The sequence below is a fragment of the Sphingobacterium sp. HMA12 genome, assembly GCF_002933815.1.
GTDB lineage: Bacteria > Bacteroidota > Bacteroidia > Sphingobacteriales > Sphingobacteriaceae > Sphingobacterium.
Genome location: NZ_BEYR01000008.1, coordinates 46222 through 69203, shown reverse-complemented (window position 1 = coordinate 69203; position 22982 = coordinate 46222). Strand labels below are relative to the sequence as shown.

Genomic DNA, 22982 nt, shown 5'->3' with positions numbered 1-22982 from the left:
TAATTGGGGTAGATAAAAATAAAAGCCTCCGTTAACGGGAGGCTTTTTATACTGTTTGAAATTCTGTTTCAGAGAATTAGTGAGCAGCTTTAGTTGAGTCTACAGCAGTTTTAGCTGAGTCAACAGCAGTTTTTGCTGAATCAAGTTTAGTGTTAGCTGAGTCTAAAGCAGTATTAGCTGAATCTAAAGCAGTGTTAGCTGAATCAGTAGCAGCGTCAGATTTTTTACCAGTTTCACCACATGAAGCGAAGGCTACAGTTAAAGCCAATCCTAAGAAACCTAATTTGAATGCGTTTTTCATTTTATTAAAATTAAAAGTAATTTCTAAATCTTGTTATTTAAGACTTAATACACGTAAATGAAAAAGGTAACCCTGTTTCTAAATATTTTAAAAAAAAGAGAGGCTTTTCGCAAGAAAAGCCTCTCCAAATACGTTATTCAGTTTCTAAAATTATTTTTTAGCAGCAGCTGAATCAACTTTAGCAGCAGCAGAATCAACTTTTTGAGCAGCTGAGTCAACTTTATTAGCAGCTGAATCCAAAGTGTTAGCAGCAGAATCAACTAAAGCAGATGCTGAATCAGCAGCACCTTCAGCTTTTTTCTCAGTGTTGTTACAAGATGCGAAAGCTACAGTTAAAGCTAAACCTAAGAAACCTAATTTGAATGCGTTTTTCATTTTCTAATTTTCTAATTTAAATTGAAATATTTTCTTTTTCATCTCTTAATACACGGAACCCAAAAAGGTAACCCAAAAAAAATATCTTTTTTTTAAAAATATTTAAAACGCTTGTAGTCAGCTGTTTTAAATTATGTTATCGCTTTTTGATACAGATGATTTGCAACTTTGAAAAGAGGGACTTAGAAAATAAGTGCAAACGATTTAATCAGCGAAATTGTTTGGACGGCTATAGGATAATGTAAGAACGGGGAGAAGGCATACTGTGCTAGCTGCTGGTTCAAACAATTTTCAATTATTTTTATTATTTTAAGGGGAAACCATTAAAAAAGAAATTGCGATTATGTTTGATAAAGTTAAGAATATAATGGATTTGGCAAAATCAATTGACTTTGGCAAATTGGAGGAAATCTCGAAAAAGGTAGATCTGGGCGCTGTCATGGATGCGGTTTCCAAAATGGACGATAAACAGCTTCATGGTTTAATGAAAATGCTGAGTGCCGGAAAGCAGAAAAAGGAATTGCCGCCTATAAATGGCGATTTCTACGATATGGACAGCAAGCTAAATGGGGCAGACCGTGAACTTCAATTGAAAGTGCGTGATTTTATGGAAGCTGAGGTAAAACCAATTGTCAATAAGTATTGGTTAAGAGACGAATTCCCTTTCGAAATAGTACCAAAGCTGGCCGCTTTAAATATTTGTGGATATACCTATGAAGGGTATGGCTGCATGGGCGGTAGTTCATTGATGGAAGGTATCATAGCGGCGGAGATAGCCCGTGTAGATGCTTCTGTTGCTACTTTTTTTGGTGTACAGAGCGGCTTGGCCATGGGATCGATCTATATCTGTGGTTCGGAAGCGCAAAAACAGGAATGGTTGCCGAGAATGCAAAAGATGGAAGTAATCGGCGCTTTTGGCCTGACCGAGCCCGAAGTGGGGTCGGGAGTAGCAGGTGGATTGACAACGACCTGTAAGAAAACTGATGGGGGCTGGGTTTTAAATGGTCAGAAAAAATGGATTGGCAATTCGACTTTTTCGGATATTACAATTGTCTGGGCTAGAGATCTGGATGATGGTGAAGTAAAAGGCTTCATTGTCCGCAAAGATAATCCCGGGTTCTCGGTCGAAAAAATCAAGGATAAGATGGCCTTGCGGATCGTTCAAAACGGACTGATTACGCTCGACAATTGCATTGTTCCTGAAGATGATCGTTTGCAAAATGCCAATTCTTTTAAAGATACAGGTAAAGTCCTTCAGATGACGCGGGCCGGAGTGGCGTGGATGGCTGTAGGCTGTGCGCGGGGTGCCTATGAAAATGCACTGGATTATACGCGCAAACGAAAACAGTTTGGTAAACCTATTGCTTCTTTCCAGCTGATCCAAAATCATTTGGTCGAAATGTTGTCCAATCTAACTGCGATGCAGACTTTGGTCTTTCGGCTGTCTGAACTTCAGGATAGGGGACAGTTACGGGATGAACATGCTTCACTGGCAAAAGTCTTCTGTTCATTGCGTACAAGGGATATCGTATCTAAAGCGCGGGAAGTTATGGGTGGAAATGGTATCCTATTGGAATATAATGTCGCTAGATTCCTTGCCGATGCAGAGGCCATTTATTCTTATGAAGGCACTAAGGAGATCAATTCATTGATTGTCGGAAGAAGTATTACGGGATTTAGTGCCTTTGTCTAAAGCATTTGCACAATCTTGAGAGAAGGGAACAGTATAACGAATAATAAAAAGATAAGGCTCCAGAATGATTAGAGCCTTATCTTTTTTAATTATTTTTATTTGCGCTGAAACCTCATGATGGCAATATCACCCATGATGAAAGTCAGTGTATTTTCATTGATATCATAGCTGTTTACTTTTTCCAATGTGGAAAAGAAAGTCGCTTCACCATTGCCTTCACAAGCCATTTTCGTAGACATGATAGGCCCAAAGCTGATATGATTACCTTCTGTCTTAAATGTCGCATTGTAATTGTTGCAACTGCTATTTCCATTTATCTTTCCATCTACACTGTTGAATGTCATTGTTGGTTTACGATTTGGATATAATCCCTCAAAAGCGATACGTGGACCGGAGATGAAATCAAGTTCCCAGGTTCCGCTTAAATTTTGCTTTTCCTCAAGTAGTTTGAATTTTGCCAAAGGAGCCATCTTTGCTTTGTTTAAACTTAGGATACCATTGCTAAGCGTATAGTTATCTGCCGTGATCAATGCCTTAGACAACGCTTGTTCAATGGACATGTCCGGGCAAGCCATCATAGTCGACATCCCCTGTGCAAACTTAATTTTTCCATTGGCAGAAAAAGTAAGTTCACCTCCGATGCCGTTACAACCACCATTGCCACTGTAATTTTTTTCTTCCAGTTTGAGAAAAGGAACTTTGCCATTGACCTGTTCAGCAACGGCTTTTCCTCCGATTTCTATTAATTGCCATTTTTTTCCAATAAGGGCGGCAGATGTATTGTCTGTGTCCTGTTTGTCTGAATTCTTTTTCAATACTGCACAACCTGTCAGCGCAAGAACAGCCATCATCAATACCACAACGTTTCTAAATCTCATCTTTTAAATTTTTATATAAAACATTATTTCTAACGTTTGGTTTGGCAAAGCGCTACAAAAGCCTATTAACAAAATAAGGCTTCCCATTGGGAAGCCTTATTTATCAGCTATATAAACTGTATTATTTATTTTTGTTTTGTTGAGCTTGTTGCTGCGCACGCATCATCTCTTCCATTTTAGCTTGGAAACTAGATTTTTTTTCAGCTTTTGGATTCTTTTTATTTTCCTCCAGTTTGGCTAAGATTTTATCATCATTTACCATCGAACGGATTACCAACTGTGTTAAGAACGTAAATAACGCACTTAAGAAATAGTAATAGTTCAAACCAGCAGGGAAGCTGTTTAGGACAAAGAAGAAAATCAAAGGCATGATATAACCCATGTATTTCATTTGACCAGTTGCGCCCGAAGTCGCATTATTATACCAAGTGGTCAATAGTGTTGTTAAGGTCATCAAGATACACATCAAAGAGATGTGGTTGAATGATCCAAAAATAGGTGCAAATGTAAACAAGGTATCATAGGTTGACATATCCTTCATAAACAGGAAGCTCTGTCCTCTCAGTTCAAATAAATTTGGAAAGAAATAGAAGAAAGCAATTGTAAATGGCATTTGTAGCACAAGAGGTAGGCAGCCTCCGAGTGGATTCACACCAACCTGTTTATACAATTTCATTTGCTCCTGTTGCATCAACATCTGATTGTCTTCACCGACTTTGGCTTTGATCTCATCCAGCTGCGGCTTTAACACCCGCATTTTTGCCATAGAGACATATGACTTGTAGGTCATCGGAGAAAGGATCAGTTTCAACATCAGGGTCAACAATAGAATCACGATACCATAGCTCATGTGGAAGCCATCCAAGAAATTGAATACCGGTACTGTAATCCATTGATTGATCCAGCGCATAGGTCCCCAACCCATATTGATGATGGATTGATAATCGTTGCCTTCTGCTTTCAATACATTGTATTGGTTTGGTCCAAAAAAGAAATTCAATGAATAATTGTTGTCTTTATGGTTGTCAAAAGCCAGCTCAGCATTGGTGTTGTAAAATTTTACGACATCACTTTCCGTAGCATGTTTTACATCAACTTTCGCGTTAACAAATCCATCTTTGGCATTTAGGATATTGGAGAAATAATGTTGCTTAAAAGCAATCCATTGTACTTTCTTTTCCAGTGCTTCATCATCATCTTTCGATTCTGATAAATGGTCTACTTTACTGTCTTCTTGGTAATAAAGGGTGGATTTTTGTCTTTCAGATTCAATATTCTGTTCTTTTTGTCTTAGAACTGTACTCCAGTTCAATGTCAATGTTTTTTGACTCTGTGGGATCAGGTTTTGAATACCTTTTGTATTGACATCAAGGGCTACATTGTAACCTTTTCCGGCAATAGAATATACATATTCAATATATTGATCGGCACTGTAATTCAGTTTGAATTTTACTGATTGTTTTCCTTGGCCGGAAACCTGAATATCCGAAGATTCGGTATTAAAGAATAAATCGTTTGTTGAGACGTTCTGCCCTGCTGCATTGAAGAGGAAACCAAACTTATTATCTTCACCCTCAAATAGTATCAAAGGTTTTCCGTTGAAATTCTTTTCACCTTTGAGTTCGACTGACTTCACTTTACCACCTTTTGTGCTGATTTTGGCAATGATGGCATCATTTTCAAGTGTAATGATTTTTTCAGTTCCAAATTTTGATGCGCCAAAAGGTTTTTTCAGTTCAGCTGAATCTGCAATCACTGCTGTTTGCGCTGTTTTAGCTTTTGCGGTAGAGTCACTTGTTGCAGGTTGTCCTTTTGCAGCCTGAGCTTTAGCCTCTTGTCGCGCTTGTTCTTGTTTGATTTCTGATTCTGAAGGCTTCATCAGGTAAAATGAACCAGTGATGATGGCAAACATCAGGACCAAACCAATTAGGGTATTTCTATCCATCTTTAATTATTAAACTTAATTAATTTTATCCTTCTAATACTACTTTGATTTCTTGTTGGCCAAAGCAGCGGCTACAAAGCTAACAAAAAGTGGGTGAGGATTTGCAACTGTTGACTTTAATTCTGGATGAAATTGTCCGGCAACGAAAAAAGGATGGTTTTTCAATTCGACAATTTCAACTAATCCAGTCTCCGGATTGAAGCCCGAAGCGATCATTCCTGCTGCTTCATATTGTTTTAAATAGTCATTGTTAAATTCATAACGGTGACGATGTCTTTCGGAAATTTTTGTTTTTCCATAAATGGCAAAGGCCTTGGTTCCTTTTTTAATTTCGCAGTCGTAAGCGCCTAAACGCATTGTGCCACCCATATTGGTGATGTTTTTTTGCTCTTCCATCAGGTTGATGACAGGATTGCTGGTGTCCGCATCCATTTCAAAGCTATTGGCATCTTTTAATCCCAATACATTTCTGCCAAACTCAATGACCGAGCATTGCATACCCAGGCAAATACCAAAGAATGGAATATTGTTTTCACGTACATACTGGATCGCATTTAATTTACCATCCAGACCACGTTCACCAAAACCCGGGGCAACCAATACGCCGTCCATACCTTTTAGCTTTTCGGCGACGTTTTCTTTTGTAACACTTTCGGCAGCGATATAACTCACCTTTACTTTGCATTCATTTGTTGCACCCGCATGGATAAATCCTTCAGTAATGGATTTATAAGCGTCTGGAAGTTCGACATATTTTCCTACTAGAGCAATGCAAACCTCGCTTGTTGGATTTTTGAGCTTACCCAGGAAGTTTTTCCAATTTTCTAGATCCGGTTCATTTTTATTGGAAAGTTTTAGCTTTGTTAGGGCTGTTTTATCCAGGTTTTCTTTTAACATTAATAATGGAACATCATAGATGGTCGAAGCATCGATAGATTCCACGACAGCATTAATGTTAACATTACAGAACTGTGCTAATTTTTTGCGGATTTCTTGAGATAATTTATGCTCTGTACGGCATACCAGGATATCTGGTTGTACACCATATTCCAATAATGTTTTGACCGAGTGCTGTGTTGGCTTGGTTTTAAGTTCGCCGGCTGCAGCTAAATAAGGGACCAAAGTGAGGTGAATAACCAAAGAATTATTCGCCCCCAGTTCCCAGCGTAACTGTCTTACAGCTTCAACGAATGGAAGGGATTCTATATCGCCTACAGTTCCACCAAGTTCAGTAATAATGATATCATACTCACCGGATTCACCCAAAAGCTGCATGCGGCGTTTGATCTCATCAGTGATATGTGGGATGACTTGAACGGTTTTTCCTAAATATGCCCCTTCACGCTCTTGTTGGATGACGTGTTGATAGATACGACCTGTTGTTACATTATTCGCTTGTGAGGTAGGGACGTTTAAGAAACGCTCATAGTGGCCAAGGTCAAGGTCAGTTTCGGCTCCATCTTCAGTAACATAACATTCGCCATGCTCATAAGGATTCAATGTTCCCGGGTCAATGTTAATGTAAGGATCGAATTTTTGAATGGTCACTTTGTAGCCACGTGCCTGGAGAAGTTTAGCAAGGGAGGCTGCAATAATACCTTTCCCTAACGACGAAGTAACGCCGCCCGTAACAAAAATATATTTAGTCATAACAATTAAAGGATTTTCAATTTTATGTGGTCAAAACGACCAATAATAGTTGCTCTATGTACGGGATACAAAGATAGCAAATTTTTATTCAATATTATAATTGAAGATCGACTGAATAAATAAATTAGAAATAGATGTTGCCCTTATTATCGATTGTGGCCTTTAAATCGGGCTTCGATTTCGACTTAATCTCAATGCGATAGAACTTATTGGCATTGAAAAAGACAAGTTGATAATGCTTACTAATATTAATAATTTCAGGGTATAATTTACTCAATTCACCAAGAGATGTTGCATAGCGCTTATTGGCATTCCCATAAATCTGTTGCAGGTAAAAAATATTCCAGACGGTTTTTTCTAATGCCAAAAATTGTTCATCTACGAATTGTTGGTTATCCTGATCCACAAATTTGATATGTCCCCATCGTTCGGGATAATGCATGTTGATCAGACCAATGGGTGACCATACCCAGTTTTCTTCCGCAAGCGGCCTACCTGTATTGTCTTTTCTTTTGGTGTAACCTTTCTCATGGATATCATAGTGCCATTGTACGCGGGAGAAATTTATCTTCCACACTTCATTCGCCTTGATTTGATTACCCTCGCCAAAGTACTTTAGGCTTTTGACCGGAATTTTCATTTCGACAGTCCAAAAATTATCGATATCGGTTGGATTATTTATTGTTCCAACGTGATAAACAGCGCTTTCGATATCTTTAGTGTCCCAGTTTAGATTCGCTTTTCCACCAAAACGATAAGGTTTGGTCATGAGGAGGTCCATGATCGTGTTCAGTGCATTGACTTCAATTTCAATATATTCAGGAGATTGCAGGTTGGGTTTCAGAAACACCTCAAAGTCATTGTCATGATAGATGATGGTGTCTTTCTGTCTGAGGTAGCCATTGATATGAGGTTCTTCCAATTTGGCAAACAGATAGAGATTTTCATTATCCCAGAGCATTTTGACACGCGTTTCGAGAGCGGGATTTGGTTTGCTGCTCCCTTCTATGTCTTTGAATGTATTTGTCCATGCTGCCTTTGCCCAGGAGATTTCGTCATCTTTACCGTCAATTTCAATAGGACTTTGAGTTTTTTGGACATAATAAGTCTCTGGCTTAGACTGTAATTGGAGAAAATCACCTATATTTCGCTGTGCAAAAATGGTTATCGTCTGTAAGGTAAGAGCTAGTATAAAAAAAACAGTTTTCATCAAGATATTGTATGTCTATTAGTCACCAAGAAATCTATGTAAGCGCACTTTGTGGTGCTGTTTATATAAATCTTAAAATTTCCATTGATTTTTATGTATGGAAGATCGGCCGCGCTAAAAGTAAGTAAAATGTTTTAGCTAGACAAAGGGGGGTGATTCTTTTTAAGATATCAGATTCGATTGTCTTAATTTTATTACACGGGTTCCCGTATTGCTCATTAAGTAGTAAGGGGAGTGGAGTAGATTTGTCCTAAGTAGGAAAATGGTTGGTGTGGGGGGAAATAAAAAAAGGCTTTGAATTTCATCAAAGCCTTTTTTTATGCCGTGGTAGTCGTAATTAGATTCTTTTTGATTTAATACGAGCAGCTTTACCAGTAAGGCCACGTAAATAGAATAATTTAGCGCGACGAACTTTACCGTAGCTGTTTACTACAATTTTTTCAATGTTTGGTGAGTTTACAGGGAAAATACGTTCAACACCTACACCGTTTGAGATTTTACGAACGGTAAAAGTAGCGTTAGCACCTTCGCTGTTTAATTGGATTACTACACCTTGGTACACCTGAACACGCTCTTTATTTCCTTCGCGAATTTTATAATGAACGCTGATGGTATCTCCGGCTTTGAAAGCGGGAATTTCATTTCTTACTACCGCTTGTTCTTCTACAAATTTTACTAAATCCATGATTTCGAGTAATTATTAACGATTTATATCCTGTAAAAATCGGAATGCAATATTACGACTTATTTTTTGAATATGAAAATACTTTTTGAAAAAACTATCGACTGTTATTCAAATCGGATGCAAAGATATGAAAATGAAATGGATAATCTAAAGTTATTTTTAATAATCCTTTATAAGGTTCTTTGACCACGTTTTCAGGCATGCGAATGGTTATTATAGATGTTATCAATAAAAATATTGGTCAATCAATCAGTGATTTAGTATAAAAAATGCATTGAGGTATTGACAAATTCAAAAATTGATTCGATATTTGTGCCACACAAAACAAAGGTGATACCTTTTCGGGGTGTAGCGTAGCCCGGTATCGCGCCACATTTGGGATGTGGAGGTCGTAGGTTCGAATCCTGCCACCCCGACTAAAAGCTCTAACGAAAGTTAGGGCTTTTTTTGTTTCTAGACAAGAGAAGAACCTGCTACCTTCTTAACAAGCTATCAGGTTCGAACCGAAGGCTCAAGGGGAGTGTTTTCTTGGCTCCATTATTGTGTCAATTCGGTTGCCGATAGCAAGCAAAGGAATAGGGGATCGCGGAAACGAGATGGATATGACCTATAAATTGCGTTTTAGGATCCAATTTTTTCATGACGATTTACCCAATGTGCGTGGAATTCTTTAGTTTTGGCTCTATTAGCTAAGGGAGATTACACTATTGCCTCCTCGGCAAAGGAACGTTTGGAAAAAAATCAGAAATACGGACGAACAATGATATTAAAAAAGAGAATCGGCGACAATTACCTGAAAAGCCTGTTTACCGGGATACTTTCGGCTTTGCTGGTTACAGGGTATGCGCAGGAAGTGGAGAAACAGCAGAAAGACAAGAAACAACTGGATCAAGGGCAGGTTCAAACGATGGATTCCATCGATGTCGTACGCGACTACCGGCCGATGCTGGCTGATGCCGTCAAGGTGCGCCGGAGCCCGAATATGCAACTTATCAACCGCGACGCAATCGAGACGGAGCTGCGCCAGATCGCGACCAACACCTATCTGGCACGACAAAAATACAAACAGGCATATTACCATGAGTTGATGAAACGACATCCGGACGCTTCGCAAAACAATATCGACAATTACCGGATCAGCTATCTGGCCTATGGGGCCGGTGAATATAAAAGGGCGAGCGGTATGTTGGAATCGATAAAACCTTCGGATGCCTTTTATCAGGGAGCGATCATGACCTTGGGTCATATTGCCCTGGAAACGGGCGACAAGCAGGCGGCGCGCAATGCCTTTGTCAAAGCAACGAAACTGGATCTCGACCGGCAAGTGAAAGCCGACGCTTTATTTAACTACGCCAAAGTCCTTCTTGCGATGGACTCCACCCAAGCCGCACAAAAAGTCCTCGAGAAATATATCGCCCAGGAAGAGAAACCGGCTGATCCGGGGGCAAAAAAACAAGAAAGCCCCGAATCACTCTCAGCTGAAATCCTGCGAGGGACGACCAACTTCCATGCTGGGGTCAGCCTGCTGGAGTCGCTGAAGGAGCGAGGCCGGGAGGTCGATGCGATCTATCAAAAGGTAACTTACTACCGTGGACTGGAATTTTATAACGAGCGTGCTTTCGAAAATAGCATATCCATGTTTATGCGTTCGGAAAAATTCCCGATCAATGCGGAAATGGGGGCCTTGGCAACCTACTGGAAAGCGGAGGCGATGTACGAAGTGCGTAAATTCGGGGAGGCCGTGGAAAATTTCTCCCGGTTTCTGAGCTTGCCTGTGGCTCGAAACAACGAGGTCTATAATTATGCCAATTATGGGTTGGCTTATGCGGCCTACCGAAATAACCGTTTTGCGCTGGCGGCCGATTATTTTGAGCGCTTTCTGAAGGCCGGAGGAAGTACGGTGGATGAAAATATAAGGCATGACGTAGTCGCACGTTTGGGTGATTCGTATCTGTGCCTGCGCGATTACGGTCGGGCCAATAGCTACTATGACAAGCTGGTCGACGGCAAGGCGCCCAATCAGGACTATGCCTACTTCCAGCGCGGTGTTATCTTTGGCCTACAGGGCGACAATGAAACCAAGCTCAGCACCCTGCGGTCCGTCCTGAAACAATTTCCATCTTCCAACTATGCCGATGACGCAGCCTTTGAGATCCCTTACACCTATTTCACGATGGGGGATTATGAAAACGCGCTCACAGGGCTGCAAGGGATGATCGAGAAGTATCCACGGAGCAGCTATGTGCCGCGTGCGCTGATGACCATCGGACTCGTGCAGTACAATAACGATGAACCCGAAGCGGCGAAAGCCACCTTCCAACAGGTGGTGGAAAAATATGCCCGGACTGCTGAGGCCGAACAGGCGATGCGTTTCATTGAAAACATCTACCTCGACCAGGGCGATGCCACAAGCTATATCCGCTATGCGATAGGGACCAATGTTGGTAATTTGACACCTGCAGAGCAGGACAACCAAGCTTTCCAAGCAGCGCAATCTCTCTTTGCTAGAGGAGAATACGGAGCAGCTGTCGAAGCAATCAACGCCTATTTTGATAAATTTCCGAAACCCAAACAAGAAAAATATGCCCGTTACATTCGTGGGGTAAGTTCGTACAAGACCGGGCATCCGCAGGAAGCGTTGCACGATCTGAATATCATCCTGAACGACTGGACAAGTAAGTATACGGAGAATACCTTGCTAACGGTGGCTGCACTTTATCTGGACTTAAAGGAATACAATGAGGCTATTGTGCACCTCAAAAAATTGGAGCTAAATTCCGAATACAAAAAGAACTATGGCTATGCAATAACTAACCTGATGATCTGTTATTTCGAACTCGGCGATATGGAGCAGATGGCCAAATATGTACAGTTTATAAAGGATTACGATGGAGCAACCGAGGAAGAAATTGCTAAGGCACACTTATACACTGGCAGGGCCTTTCTGAAGGAAAAGAATATAACGTCAGCCATGAAAGAGCTCAATCTGGCCGCTTTGAAGAGCCAAACGGCGGTAGGTGCAGAGGCACGGTACCGTGTGGCTCAATTGCAATATGATAATAAGGAATACGATAAAGCGCAAGAAACAGCCTTCGACGTGATTAATAATAGGGAGGCACATGAATATTGGGTGGCAAAGAGCTTCGTATTGCTTGCAGATACCTATGCGCGTAAAGGCAATTCTTCCCAGGCCAAGAGTACGTTGAAAAGTGTGATTGAAAATTATGAAAAAGATGATGATATTGTACCTTCAGCAAAAGAACGTTTACAAAAATTAAACAATAAGTAACAGCAATTTTTTGACGATTGAAAAAGCGCTAACGAAAGTTGGCGCTTTTTGTTTAATCCTAAAATAATAGTTGATAAGACAAAAAAAACTTGACGTTAATAGTTACGATTCTAAAAAAGAAGCCCATAGTTTTTAGTTAGTAATATTATAAAGGTGAACTTCTCACTTCAAGACGTTAATTCTGTTCTATTTGCTGTACTGTTAATGATGGCTCCGATAAATGCTTTCTTAATTTCTGGATCGGTAGGTAAGTAAATAAAATTGATAGTACACCTGCGAGCAGCGCATCCAAAATAGCCATTGCGGTTGCATTTAACCTATAGTGCGTAGACAGATTATGTTGTGCCAGCAGGAGACAGAGGAATACAAATAAACCCGTTGTGAAGCCATGGATAATACACAACTTCGTAATAAATTTATTCCTGTTCAGTTCACTGTCTACTGTTAATGCGATCGACTCCTGTTCTATGGCTGCGATCACCCGCTTGATAATATCCATTGTAAGAACAACAGGCAAAAATATTGCCATCGGTAGTGTCAGTCGAGCCAAACTTTGTGGGCCAGCAAAAAAGTGCGTATATCCCAGCTCCTGAAAGCTGGCGTAGGCAACCAGGAAATTGAAGAATACATTTGGCAGGATATAATAAATTGCGCGCTTCCTTAAAAAGCGCTTGAGCGTTGTTTTTTTTATTTTCTTTGATTCCGTAAACTTCGTCATGTGGAGTGCTATAGGGACAAGGTCATGATTGCGATCGCCTTATCTTTTATTTTAATCGCTTCTTCTTTTGGTAAAAAATCTTCATTGGACATAAACGTAAAATCCATTTGTTGATTGAACGTCGTTGCAACCAAGGTATTTGAATTCAACCAGGGGAAAGCCACTGTTGGGCTGTATATGGTCTCCAGAGCGAAGTTGTTGTACTCGTTTGGAATCTGGAGCTTACCCATATTGGATAGCGTGATGTCATGTCCTCCTGGGCTCGATTTTAACATAGAAATCATGCGCTCCACTAGCGGGTGCATCTGTTCCCCCATCCAGAGTAGCTCACGGGCTTGCATCTTTTCTATTTTTTGTGTGAGCGCCGTTTTGATATCTTTTGCAGTATCCACGACATTATCATTCCCCTTTTTTAGAGAAAGCTCCACCGTTGGTGCAAAAGCAAACATGTGGTCTTGTTTGATTTCTGGAATAAAGTGCCGGATATCAACAGGACTGATCACTTTATTTTTTGCAGCTTTACCTTGCATCTCCCGAAAAGCTTGCATAAATGCCGTGCATAGGAGTGCATGAACAGAAATGCTTTGGTCTTTACAGCTCTGGGTTATGGCAGCCGTTGTTTCTGCATCCAGTTTCCAGTGTATCGCATAGTTTTTTCCTAAATTTCTTTTTCTGCTCTTTCGTTGCAGGAAAAAGAAAAATCTTGCCAATAGCAAATAGAACTTGGCTTTGCGTGATTTTTTTTGAAGCTCAAAGCCCTGCGGCAGGAATTTATTAACCGATTCAAAGAGCTGGTAGGGCTCGAGTTCCCTATCGGGGTTATCCAATAGGCAAAGTAGCTCCCGCATCAATGTGACAATACTGGTTCCATCACAGACACAATGTGGCAATACCCAAAGCAGTTCCGAAACGGAATTACCTTTGATCCATACCAATTGGGCTAGCGGCTTATTATCCGCTTTAAAAGGGCGATACCATTCCTGTTCCGACTCCGTCAGCCAATCCATATCCGTTTGACGTTGGATAATATGGAGTGGAATAGATTCCATATCCTCTTTGACAGCAAACCGGGGCTGTTGCGCATCCTCTATGCAGATAGCCGATCGGAGCAATGGATGTTTTTGCTGAATTTTGGTGAGGGCATTCCGAAGATGTTCTTCGGCGATCTCCCCGTTGATCTTTGCAGCAAATACACAGTTTAAGGGTGTTTCGGTATCAACATACATGATCCGTTCCACCATCATTAGTTTTCTCTCGATCATGATGCTACCTGGTAATCTAATTGTTGTTTGATCTGATGGATGATCTCATCGCGGATGGCCAATGCTTCCGCCTGTGGTAAATAACCCTCACTTCCCATAAAGGAGAAATCCATTTGTCCACGAAAGGTAGAGGTGACCATTGTTGTTGTATTGCCCAAAGGACCAATGACCGAAGGACTGAAGATTGTTTCCAGATTGAATGTGCGATATTGTTTGGGTATTTGTATGCGCCCCAAATTGGAAAACATGCAGTCATTGGATGATTTGCCTCGTTTTAAGAGTTTGGTGAAGTTTTTTAACGCATCATGGGCCGATTCCATGACCATCATGGTGATATAAGGATTGAGCTTCGCTGTTTTGCGTTCCACTTCATCCTGCATCAACCGGAGGTTATCCAAAAAGCTCATTTTCTGGTTTGAAGACATGACAATCATTAATCCGAAAGCAAAAATATGGTCATCTTTTATCTGTGGTGCAAAACGCCTGATATCTACTGGACAGGAAACTTTATTGAATGCCGACGAGCCACGTACTTTCCGGAATGCCGCCAATACCGTTGCCCCCAGAAATGTATTGACGGTGACATCCAATGACTTGCAATGAGAAATAAGTTGCTTGCTGGTGGCTTGGTCAAACTTCCAATGAATTAAATAGTCCGTCTGCCGATCGACCGCTTTTCTGCCGACCGGAATACATTTAATAGCTAAAGCTGCTAATCGGCCAATTGTTTTTGCCTTAAATCGCTTCTTACCACTCTTTAAGATATGTTCGGGTACGACATCTTCAATACCAAGGATCGGATTTTCCAGTCCGATTTCTGCGGCCGGATTGTCCAGTACTTTTAGAAATTCATACAATAATGCCATGGCCGAGCCCCCATCACATAAGCAATGATGGAAAACAAATAGCATATCTGACACTTCTTCGCCCTTAATCCAGACAAATCGGATTAAAGGTTTCGTCTGATAATCGAAGGTCGAATGCCATTCCTTTTTGGATTCCTCTTGCCAGTCGTCTTCACTTTTTCGGTTTACTAACCGTATCGGAATCGATACGGTTAGTTCCGGAACCTGAAACCAAGGTGTATTTTTGTCATCATGTTGGATAAGTGCCCGCAGCCAGGGATGTTTTTCCTGTAATCGGCTCAAGGCGTATTTGATATCTTCTTCGCTGAAAACACCACGTAGCCGAAAGGGAATGACGGCGTTGAAGGGTTCAGTTCCATCCCCCAACAGCATGCGCTCACCAAATAATAGTTTTCTTTTCATCGCCTACACCTGTGCCAATGTCAAACATTCTTGTTTCACAAAATCTTCCAATAGCGCTACCGCCTGGTCGTTACCGCCAGCGGTTAGAAAGGTCTTCTGTACCTCCTTCGCGGCATTTCGATAGATCGGGTTTTCCAACAATTCAAACACGGTGTCCCGCAGCGCATCTATACGCATACGTTTGTATCGGATGCTAAGCCCGCAACCTGCCTGCTCAATCAGTTTGGCTGTATGAAAATGATCATAGGCGATTGGTGTGATCAGCATGGGTAAACCATTGGTAAAGGTGTCGTTCACCGTATTGAAGCCCCCATGGCAAATAACCATGTCCATGTGTGGCATCAAAGCGGATTGGGGAACAAAGCCACTCACAATAAAATTGGAAGGCCATTCTTCAAATATTTCCGGTGGTGTAGCGGCAATAATTGTCACCGGCTGATCGGCAAAAGCCTCGATCAGTTTACCGAAAAATGCTTTTCGAATATCCACGAGCAGTGTACCTAAGGATACAAATACTTTTGGAGTAGTGCTGGCCGCCAAACGCTCCCAGTCAAAAGGGGTATTGTTTGGACGACCTTTGACCGGTCCGACAAATTTCATGTGTGGCGGTACCGTTTCAAAACCGGCAAAAGCTTGTGACGTAAATATCATGTTGAGCTGATGGGAGTGTATAAAGATTCCTTCATCATAAATTCCCACAGCCTTTTGAAGGTCTTTGATCAGATTTTGCTGCCACTCAAATATCTTAGGAGCACTCTTCTCCGTGTCGCCCATGACATCCGGTGGAACGGGAGTCGTTGTCACACAAGGGATCTGATGTTTATGTGCAAATAGTGCACCTCCAAAGGTGATGCAGTCGTTTACGATCACATCAGGTTGCCATTGGCCGAGAAGACGTTCCAATCCCGGCATCATCATTTTCGCGATCGGGACATAGGTTTCTTCCAGCGCCAGTTTCATGACTTCGGGGCCCGAACAGGAGGGGCCATCATCCTGACGTTTCAATAGCTGTTGGAGTTCCTCCTGAAAAGGTGCCAGATCCGCTTCAGGATAGATATAACTTCCACCTGCGGGGATATGATGATCAGCTAATGGCGTTATGCCAAACCACCGGACTTCATGCCCACGGGCAAGGAGGCTTGCACCGACACTTAATGTTGGGCTGATGTGTCCAAAAAATGGTGGAACAACAAAGAGGAACTTAGCCGGTACATCCGCTCTTGAAGCGATAGGAGCGGTAGTTTGTTCCAAGAGGTCTGCAGCGGTTTTCGTGCCACCCGCATCGACAAAAGATTGACGGACGGTATGTGCAGCTTCACGATAGGTTGGATTATTCAAGATGGTATGGACACTATCTTTTAAATGATGTGCTTTAAAGCGATTGAAATTCAGTCGTTCACCGGCACCGGTACGCACTACGCGACCCGCGACATGTGACTGATCGTAAGCGATCGGGATGACCACAAGTGGCAGACCCTGTGAAAGAGTTTCGGAAACCGTATTATGGCCACCATGGCATACAACAGCATCCAGGTGTGGTAGCAGATCCAATTGTGGGATCTGTTGATAAACCATGAAATTTTCAGGCCAGGCATCAAATAGCTGCGGATCTGAAACAACGACGACAGTCAGCTCTTCTCCCGCAAATGCATCGATAACCTTTTGGAAAAATGCTTTCTTATGGTCGTGATCAAAGGTAGTACCAATACTGACCAGGATTTTTTTTCGATTACTAGCATGTAGTTTATCCCAGTCAAATGCAGCCGATACCCGACGTTCAGCCAGGACAGGTCCTGTGAACTGATAGTTTGAGCTGAGATCCATCTCACCAAAGAAATAACGGGATGTTAAGACAAGCGTAAGCAAATCCGAGCAATCCAAAGATTTATTTCCCGTTACCCCGAGTTCCTGTTGCAAAGCAATGATCTGCTTTTCTTCCCATTCGTGTACCTTTGGAAGTTCACTGACAATTTTAATTGCTGCTGGAGCCGTGACAGTGGTCGCATAGCGGAGTCCCAGTTTTTTTGCAGCGATGGATGCCGCAAATAATTGATGGTCACCAATCACCAGATCCGGTGCAAATGTTTCTAATAAGGTAAGGATACCTTTATAGCAATGTCTATTTAAAGGGATAAGTACATCTTCATAAAGAAACTTGATGCTATCAATACCATAGACGATCTTTTTTGAAATGATATCGAGGTACTGTTCACTTTCTTTTTTTTCTTCATCCGTCTGGTCATATTGAATAAGCAAAAGCTTTCCGCCAGCTGGAAGTTTATCAGTTAAGTTTTTGTCAAGACTGATCCAGGCCACCTCATGTCCTCTTTCCAATAGTTCAGCACCAATGCTCAACGTCGGATTGACATGACCTGTCAGTGGGGGGACAACAAACACAAATTTAGCCATGGTTTTGTAATAAAGGGTTAGATAAAAAATCAACGATAGTTTCAGCTATCTGTGTAGGTTCTTGTATGGGGATATTGTGATCTCCCGGAATGAGTTCAAGTTGAGCGCCAGATATTTTTGTTTGCAGCCATTCTCCCGTTGGTTTACAGTTTGATGTATCTCCATACAACAGTAAGGTGGATGGCGGTAATGTTGCAGTATCCATTTCATGGAGGAAATATTTTTCCTTGATCATATCAGCTTTGATGCTCGTCTGGTTGAATAAAAACTCGTAAAGGCGATGATTTTTTTCAAATTGTCGCTTACCCATTTTCATTTTTGTTGTATCGGTAAAGTTGGCGATATAATGTTCCAGAAATTCCTTACTATACTCATCGATGATGTTGCGTGCTTTTTCATCCTGTGGATCCGGAGCCTCCATAACGACGAGTCGTTCCACACGGGTGGGAATCCGCAATGCCGTTTTAAGCGCAATTAGTCCACCAAAACTGTAACCCAGCAGATGGACGTTTTGAAGTTGTAGACTATCCAACAAAGCAATCAGATCGGATGACATATTCTCAAGATCATAGCCTTCCGATACACGTTCACTCATGCCATGACTTTTGAGATCATACATGACCACGTGGAAATGCTGCGCTAGGATCGGAGCAATATTAAAATAGTAAATAGAGAGGTTGCTGAACATGCCGTGGATCAGTACCACGGTATGTTCAGCACCTTTATTTAGTTCTTGTATGTGAACCTTTCTGTTGTTGACCGTAATTATTGGCATTCGTAGATATAATTGATGATCATACGGAGGTCAAGATTGATCAGTTGATCCAGGTCCATCGAAGATAACCAGCCTGTGAAATCAATCTGGTCACCAAAATGTGCTTTGATTTTCTCTGAAAAAGAAACAATTTCTATGCTGTCCATTTCAAGATCCTTTGTAAAGGAACTTTCTGGTGTGATATCCATCTCTTCTACAAATTCTTCGCCGATAACTTCTGTTATAAAGCCTTTTAATAAAGAGAATAATTCTTCGTGATTCAATTTTGATGTCGTGTTTACAGTGTCCATCCGATAATATAATTTTGGTGTTTGATCGTTTTTATTTCTATTTGATTGATCCAGAGATGATCTCCCTGGATGCGTTCTACTTCATATCTTTTTGGGTTGCCCTGTAGGCCAGTCCCCAGAAATTTTCCGTAAGCTTCTTTCGCTACCCAAAAGCGGGTTGTCCATTCGGTCTGTTTCCTGTCTTTTAGCAATTCCATTTCAGCATCGGTAAAGACCAGTGGGTAAAAACCTGCACTGCGCTCCTCGATGAGTTCCATGTCAATGCCTACAGGGTGGCCTTGGCGGGCGATAGCCACGGCATCTTTTCCCTTGTGGGCCAGTGATACATGAATATCTTTAGTCGCATCGCCCAGTAGATAAGGTTTACCGACTTCATCCGAGCGGATCTCAAACGTAATGGGATAGCAGGGGAGGTTTTTCTGACGGTTCAACAGCTGTCGTACAGCATCTTTTACCGCAACACGGCTCACCATCCAACTTTTTCTGCGGTTGGGCAACAATTGTTGGTAGTGCTGTTTTTCCGTTTGGTTGAAATAGCGTTTCAGGATAAAGTCCCAGGAAGCGACACGGGTATAGGCTTGGTGGAAAAAGAAAATGCTTGGTGCAATTTCCACTGAGAGACGGTTGTGCAATGGCGACATGGAAACATTCCATAATGCTTCGTCGATTTCCAATCGTCGATTTTGCCAGCCCCTGATCGAGCACCATACTTTCCCGTTTCGTTGGAGCGTTATATTTGCGATAGCAAACTCATCATTCAGATCAGTCAACATACAGGTGCACTCGAATAGGCCATCTTGGTCATGCATGTCGTCGAAAAACTCGATTTCTTTGATTTTAACAGGGAATGCAATGCGATCTTTTGTCAGTGTAAGCTGAAGCCACAAACCGAATAATTGTCCCGCATTATCCAATAGCGAGCCCTTTCCCCCATTACCCTTGATCTTGCCAATGATTCCCTTTTTACCTACGGCAGTTACCGCCATAATCCCTTGATAGGCTGTTCCATGGAACATATGCTTGTCATAGATTTCTTCGGAAGTACGTGTGATAGGCAGGGGCCCACCTATGGAAAGATCAAACTGTGGTGCGACGGGATATGCTGTAGACAGTGCTACTTCTGCATTTGCAAAATTCTCGATATCCAGATAGGCAAGCTGAGCCGACCGCCATTCGCCCTTCACCGTTTTCTCAAAAGGTTTGGCTACATTCATCCATTGGAACACGCTTACGTGCATGATCTTATGGATCTTGGTAGCAGGTTTTTCCGCCTGAGCGATTTCGGCCAGCAATTCAAAAATCATGGTCATCGGGATCACCGGTTCCATGTCCGCTACTTCTGACCATCCCTGCGGTTGCCGCAGCAGACTATGATCGATCAGGTAGGGATGACTGTCCAAATTGACATGGAGCATTTTTGAAAAATGTCTGTCTACAGGTTTTTCGACGACAAGGGGCTTGGTGACAGTTGCCACAACGCTAGGCGCTGGCCGGTTCTGAAAAAGTGTCAATACTTCTTCCTGCATCCGGATCATATCGGCGATATTCTCCTGAAATGCCTGTACCAATGGATGATTGCCCCTTACAGCTGTTCCCGCAGCCAGTTGTGGCTGTACAGTATCAAAAGACTTTGCTAAGCTCTTGACCGCATCAAAATTACGGACGATAGGCGAACCGAGCTGCAACTTCATGCCTTTGTTTGTCGCCTTTTTAATATGGTTTTGTACCGCCAGAAAATCCAGCGCCACCGTTTTCCCTTCTACAAATAAAGCCGCAACAACACGTTGTAGCTGAGCAAGCGCCGAACGTGTTACCACACTTGACGCTAGGGTGCTAAAAGCTTTTCCCTTTAAGGTATCGTCAATAAAGCCGATCAGTCCACCAGTACCCACCTGGATAAAGAACCGGACTCCCTCGTCATAAAGCTTTTCCGTTAGCTCGCGGAAACGGACCGGTTGTACAAGGTGTTCGGCACTCAATTGGCGGATGGCCTGTTGATCCGATGGATATGGCATCAGTGTGGTGGCCGACCACAAAGGGATTTTGGTTGGCTGAAATTGTACTTTTTCCATACCTGCTAGGATCAGATCGAGCTTGTCTGCTACAAAAGGAGAGTGAAACCCCGACTGGAATGGCAGGATCTGATGGAATATCTGTTTCGCTTTCAACTGAGGTACAAGTTCTTCTAAAGCGGTATTGCTGCCGCATAGAATGACCTGATGTGGACAGTTGTCATTGGAAACATAAATATTGGGAATTCCAGTAATCAAAGTTGTAATTTCCTTTAGCCCCGTTCCGATGGCAATAAATTTGGAGTCCTTGAGTTCAAAAGTCTTCGGGTTCAGGACATCAATAAGATCCTTGACCGAACTTGCTTCAGCTAGTTCCGAAGAATAGCCAGCCAGCCATTCACCTAAGCTATGCCCAGCATTCATGTCCGGATATATTCCCAGTTTTTTTAGGGAATTGTCCAAAATGCTGCAAGAATTGAAAATAGCCAACGCATCATTCAGTAGTCCTTCACCTTCGGTTTGTATAGGTGTTGTCAGTCCAAAATAGCGACTGACCGAGTCAATCTCTCCCTTCGCTAAGCCATCTAAACCAGGGAAGACGAAGGCAACCTTGCCACCCTCTTGTAATAATGGGGTGGAGGTATACCAGATATCCTGCTTGTTGCGCCAGGCTTTATCTTTAGAAACGATTTTGATTGCCTTTTCAACCCGCTCTGGAGTGGGATCAAATAGGGCGAGGCGATAATGGCCTTCACCCACTGTTGTATCGTTATGTTGTAAAGCAGCAAGTAATTCCGCATGTGTTGGTCGGGCAAGTAACAATACGGGATCTTTTTTAGGCATATCATAGCCTGTTAAGACCACGTGTGCGTTAATACCGCCGAAACCAAAAGCATTTACCGCGGCCACCTTGGGTAGACCTGTCTTTGACCAGCTTTTTGCTTCCTGCACCGGAGCAAATCGCGTTGTCTGCATATCAGCGGTCGGGTTTTCGCAATAAAGGGTTGGTGGTAGTGTATCATGGTGTAGCGCCAAACAGGTTTTTATCAGGCCCGCGATTCCTGCCGCAGGCATGGCATGACCAATATTGGATTTGACCGAACCGATTCCAGCGACTGGAGCAGCGTTTTCTTTACCAAAAAACTGCGACAGTGTCTGTAGTTCAGTTTTATCTCCAAGAGGTGTCCCTGTACCGTGTGCTTCCAGATAGCCGATCTGTTTTTCGTCCAGTTCAGCATTGATCCAAGCCTGTTGTAAAGCTTTTAATTGTCCTTTCACCGATGGACTCATGACGCTTGTGCCATGACCATCGCTGCTCACGCCTACACCTTTGATGACAGCATAGATTTTATCCTGGTCACGTACAGCATCTTCGAGTCGCTTTAATACAACAAAACCACAGCCTTCACCGATGAGTAAGCCATCGGCATCCATGCTGAAAGGTTTGATCTGCTGGTTGTGAGAAAGGGCACCCAATTGTGCAAAGATGCTCCAGAAAGCAGCATTTTGTCCCGTATGTACACCGCCAGCAATCATGATATCACTACGGCCACGCTGCAGTTCCTGTACAGCATGATCTACAGCGATCAGGGCGCTGGCACAAGCAGCATCTACAGTAAAAGCCACACCGCCAAGGTTGAAGCGGTTGGCAACAAGCGAAGCCACAAGATTAGGGATTAAGCCCATAGCCGTATCAGCGGCAAAGCGTCCCTTGCGTTCCTGGAATGCTTGTTTTACCTTTTCGATATCAGCAGCTGGCACCTGCGGTAAAAGTTCCTGTAAAAGGGAGGAAATCTGTTCGCCTGTACGTACAATTTCTATGGCACGGGTAGCCCCCGGGCCAGTATAATTTCCTTTCCCGATCACAATTCCCGCCTTTTCCAGGGATACCTGTTTTTGGAATACGCCAGCATCTTCCAATGCTTTTTGTACCAGGTCGAGTGTAAGCAGGTGGTCAGGTTCGGTACCCTCAACGGCAAGGGGCAATATGCCAAATGCTGTCGGATCAAAAGTATAGTCCGAAATAAAACCGCCACGTCTGCAATAAAAGCGATCTACAGTCCCCGGACCATCACTAAAATGGATCGGATCAATGCGATCAGCTGGAGCAAATTCAGTGGAATCGACCTTATTGATGATATTTTGCCAGAACATATTGGCATCCTCTGCCCCCGGAAAGACACAAGATAAACCAACGATGGCAACATCTGTTTTCTTCATAA

At 42.4% G+C, this 22982-nt stretch carries 16 protein-coding genes and 1 tRNA gene; 3 read left to right on the top strand and 14 right to left on the bottom strand.

Going from position 1 to position 22982, the window contains the following annotated elements; translation table 11 throughout:
• Positions 1-76: 76 nt before the first annotated feature.
• Both HMAT_RS25590 and HMAT_RS25585 read right to left on the bottom strand, forming a co-directional pair.
• Positions 77-301 (bottom strand): hypothetical protein, encoded by a 225-nt coding sequence (locus tag HMAT_RS25590; RefSeq protein ID WP_104385680.1) that lies wholly within the window; start codon positions 299-301, stop codon positions 77-79.
• A 150-nt stretch (positions 302-451) separates the two neighbouring features.
• Positions 452-676, bottom strand: a complete 225-nt coding sequence (locus HMAT_RS25585) for a hypothetical protein (RefSeq protein ID WP_104385679.1) — start codon at positions 674-676, stop codon at positions 452-454.
• Between the two features lie 343 nt (positions 677-1019).
• On the opposite strand from HMAT_RS25585, the gene HMAT_RS25580 reads away from it, so the two are divergent.
• Entirely contained in the window at positions 1020-2369 is a 1350-nt protein-coding gene (locus tag HMAT_RS25580; RefSeq protein ID WP_199768769.1) for an acyl-CoA dehydrogenase family protein, read from the top strand.
• A gap of 95 nt (positions 2370-2464) precedes the next feature.
• Here HMAT_RS25580 and HMAT_RS25575 read toward each other — a convergent pair whose 3' ends face one another.
• From HMAT_RS25575 to rplS, 5 genes are all read right to left on the bottom strand, one after another.
• Positions 2465-3247 (bottom strand): META domain-containing protein, encoded by a 783-nt coding sequence (locus tag HMAT_RS25575; RefSeq protein WP_104385677.1) that lies wholly within the window; start codon positions 3245-3247, stop codon positions 2465-2467.
• A gap of 121 nt (positions 3248-3368) precedes the next feature.
• Entirely contained in the window at positions 3369-5192 is a 1824-nt protein-coding gene (yidC, locus tag HMAT_RS25570; RefSeq protein WP_104385676.1) for a membrane protein insertase YidC, read from the bottom strand.
• 39 nt (positions 5193-5231) lie between these two features.
• Complete coding sequence (locus HMAT_RS25565; RefSeq protein ID WP_104385675.1) at positions 5232-6842, bottom strand: CTP synthase; 1611 nt, start codon at positions 6840-6842, stop codon at positions 5232-5234.
• 124 nt (positions 6843-6966) lie between these two features.
• Entirely contained in the window at positions 6967-8052 is a 1086-nt protein-coding gene (locus HMAT_RS25560; RefSeq protein WP_104385674.1) for a carbohydrate-binding family 9-like protein, read from the bottom strand.
• A 337-nt stretch (positions 8053-8389) separates the two neighbouring features.
• Positions 8390-8737 (bottom strand): 50S ribosomal protein L19, encoded by a 348-nt coding sequence (gene rplS, locus HMAT_RS25555; RefSeq protein ID WP_077437627.1) that lies wholly within the window; start codon positions 8735-8737, stop codon positions 8390-8392.
• A 342-nt stretch (positions 8738-9079) separates the two neighbouring features.
• Between rplS and HMAT_RS25550 the strand changes: the two genes are divergently transcribed.
• A tRNA-Pro gene (locus HMAT_RS25550) sits at positions 9080-9153 on the top strand.
• A gap of 344 nt (positions 9154-9497) precedes the next feature.
• Complete coding sequence (locus HMAT_RS25545) at positions 9498-12026, top strand: tetratricopeptide repeat protein (RefSeq protein WP_104385766.1); 2529 nt, start codon at positions 9498-9500, stop codon at positions 12024-12026.
• Positions 12027-12201: 175 nt separating this feature from the next.
• Here HMAT_RS25545 and HMAT_RS25540 read toward each other — a convergent pair whose 3' ends face one another.
• The 7 genes from HMAT_RS25540 to HMAT_RS25510 are packed head-to-tail and all read right to left on the bottom strand — an operon-like array spanning position 12202 to position 22980.
• A complete protein-coding gene (locus HMAT_RS25540) occupies positions 12202-12744 on the bottom strand; it encodes a hypothetical protein (protein ID WP_104385673.1) in 543 nt (180 codons plus the stop codon).
• 8 nt (positions 12745-12752) lie between these two features.
• Positions 12753-14006: a condensation domain-containing protein gene (locus HMAT_RS25535; RefSeq protein WP_104385672.1), complete on the bottom strand. Its 1254-nt coding sequence runs from the start codon at positions 14004-14006 to the stop codon at positions 12753-12755.
• Positions 14003-15274: a condensation domain-containing protein gene (locus HMAT_RS25530; RefSeq protein ID WP_104385671.1), complete on the bottom strand. Its 1272-nt coding sequence runs from the start codon at positions 15272-15274 to the stop codon at positions 14003-14005. The genes HMAT_RS25535 and HMAT_RS25530 overlap by 4 nt, the downstream gene beginning before the upstream one ends.
• A gap of 3 nt (positions 15275-15277) precedes the next feature.
• On the bottom strand, positions 15278-17683 hold the full coding sequence (locus HMAT_RS27515; protein ID WP_104385670.1) for a glycosyltransferase: 2406 nt from the start codon (positions 17681-17683) through the stop codon (positions 15278-15280).
• Complete coding sequence (locus HMAT_RS25520; protein ID WP_104385669.1) at positions 17676-18458, bottom strand: alpha/beta fold hydrolase; 783 nt, start codon at positions 18456-18458, stop codon at positions 17676-17678. Before HMAT_RS25520 ends, HMAT_RS27515 begins: the two co-directional genes overlap by 8 nt.
• Positions 18449-18748, bottom strand: coding sequence for an acyl carrier protein (locus tag HMAT_RS25515; protein WP_104385668.1), 300 nt, complete (start codon positions 18746-18748; stop codon positions 18449-18451). Before HMAT_RS25515 ends, HMAT_RS25520 begins: the two co-directional genes overlap by 10 nt.
• Positions 18736-22980 carry a type I polyketide synthase gene (locus HMAT_RS25510; protein WP_104385667.1) on the bottom strand — a complete coding sequence of 1415 codons (4245 nt, stop codon included), beginning with the start codon at positions 22978-22980 and terminating at the stop codon, positions 18736-18738. The genes HMAT_RS25515 and HMAT_RS25510 overlap by 13 nt, the downstream gene beginning before the upstream one ends.
• Positions 22981-22982 lie beyond the last annotated feature (2 nt).

Coding starts and splice junctions, on each gene's coding strand:
- HMAT_RS25590 (WP_104385680.1), bottom strand. CDS start 301: ATGAAAAACGCATTCAAATTAGGTTTCTTAGGATTGGCTTTAACTGTA.
- HMAT_RS25585 (WP_104385679.1), bottom strand. CDS start 676: ATGAAAAACGCATTCAAATTAGGTTTCTTAGGTTTAGCTTTAACTGTA.
- HMAT_RS25580 (WP_199768769.1), top strand. CDS start 1,020: ATGTTTGATAAAGTTAAGAATATAATGGATTTGGCAAAATCAATTGAC.
- HMAT_RS25575 (WP_104385677.1), bottom strand. CDS start 3,247: ATGAGATTTAGAAACGTTGTGGTATTGATGATGGCTGTTCTTGCGCTG.
- yidC (WP_104385676.1), bottom strand. CDS start 5,192: ATGGATAGAAATACCCTAATTGGTTTGGTCCTGATGTTTGCCATCATC.
- HMAT_RS25565 (WP_104385675.1), bottom strand. CDS start 6,842: ATGACTAAATATATTTTTGTTACGGGCGGCGTTACTTCGTCGTTAGGG.
- HMAT_RS25560 (WP_104385674.1), bottom strand. CDS start 8,052: ATGAAAACTGTTTTTTTTATACTAGCTCTTACCTTACAGACGATAACC.
- rplS (WP_077437627.1), bottom strand. CDS start 8,737: ATGGATTTAGTAAAATTTGTAGAAGAACAAGCGGTAGTAAGAAATGAA.
- HMAT_RS25545 (WP_104385766.1), top strand. CDS start 9,498: ATGATATTAAAAAAGAGAATCGGCGACAATTACCTGAAAAGCCTGTTT.
- HMAT_RS25540 (WP_104385673.1), bottom strand. CDS start 12,744: ATGACGAAGTTTACGGAATCAAAGAAAATAAAAAAAACAACGCTCAAG.
- HMAT_RS25535 (WP_104385672.1), bottom strand. CDS start 14,006: ATGATCGAGAGAAAACTAATGATGGTGGAACGGATCATGTATGTTGAT.
- HMAT_RS25530 (WP_104385671.1), bottom strand. CDS start 15,274: ATGAAAAGAAAACTATTATTTGGTGAGCGCATGCTGTTGGGGGATGGA.
- HMAT_RS27515 (WP_104385670.1), bottom strand. CDS start 17,683: ATGGCTAAATTTGTGTTTGTTGTCCCCCCACTGACAGGTCATGTCAAT.
- HMAT_RS25520 (WP_104385669.1), bottom strand. CDS start 18,458: ATGCCAATAATTACGGTCAACAACAGAAAGGTTCACATACAAGAACTA.
- HMAT_RS25515 (WP_104385668.1), bottom strand. CDS start 18,748: ATGGACACTGTAAACACGACATCAAAATTGAATCACGAAGAATTATTC.
- HMAT_RS25510 (WP_104385667.1), bottom strand. CDS start 22,980: ATGAAGAAAACAGATGTTGCCATCGTTGGTTTATCTTGTGTCTTTCCG.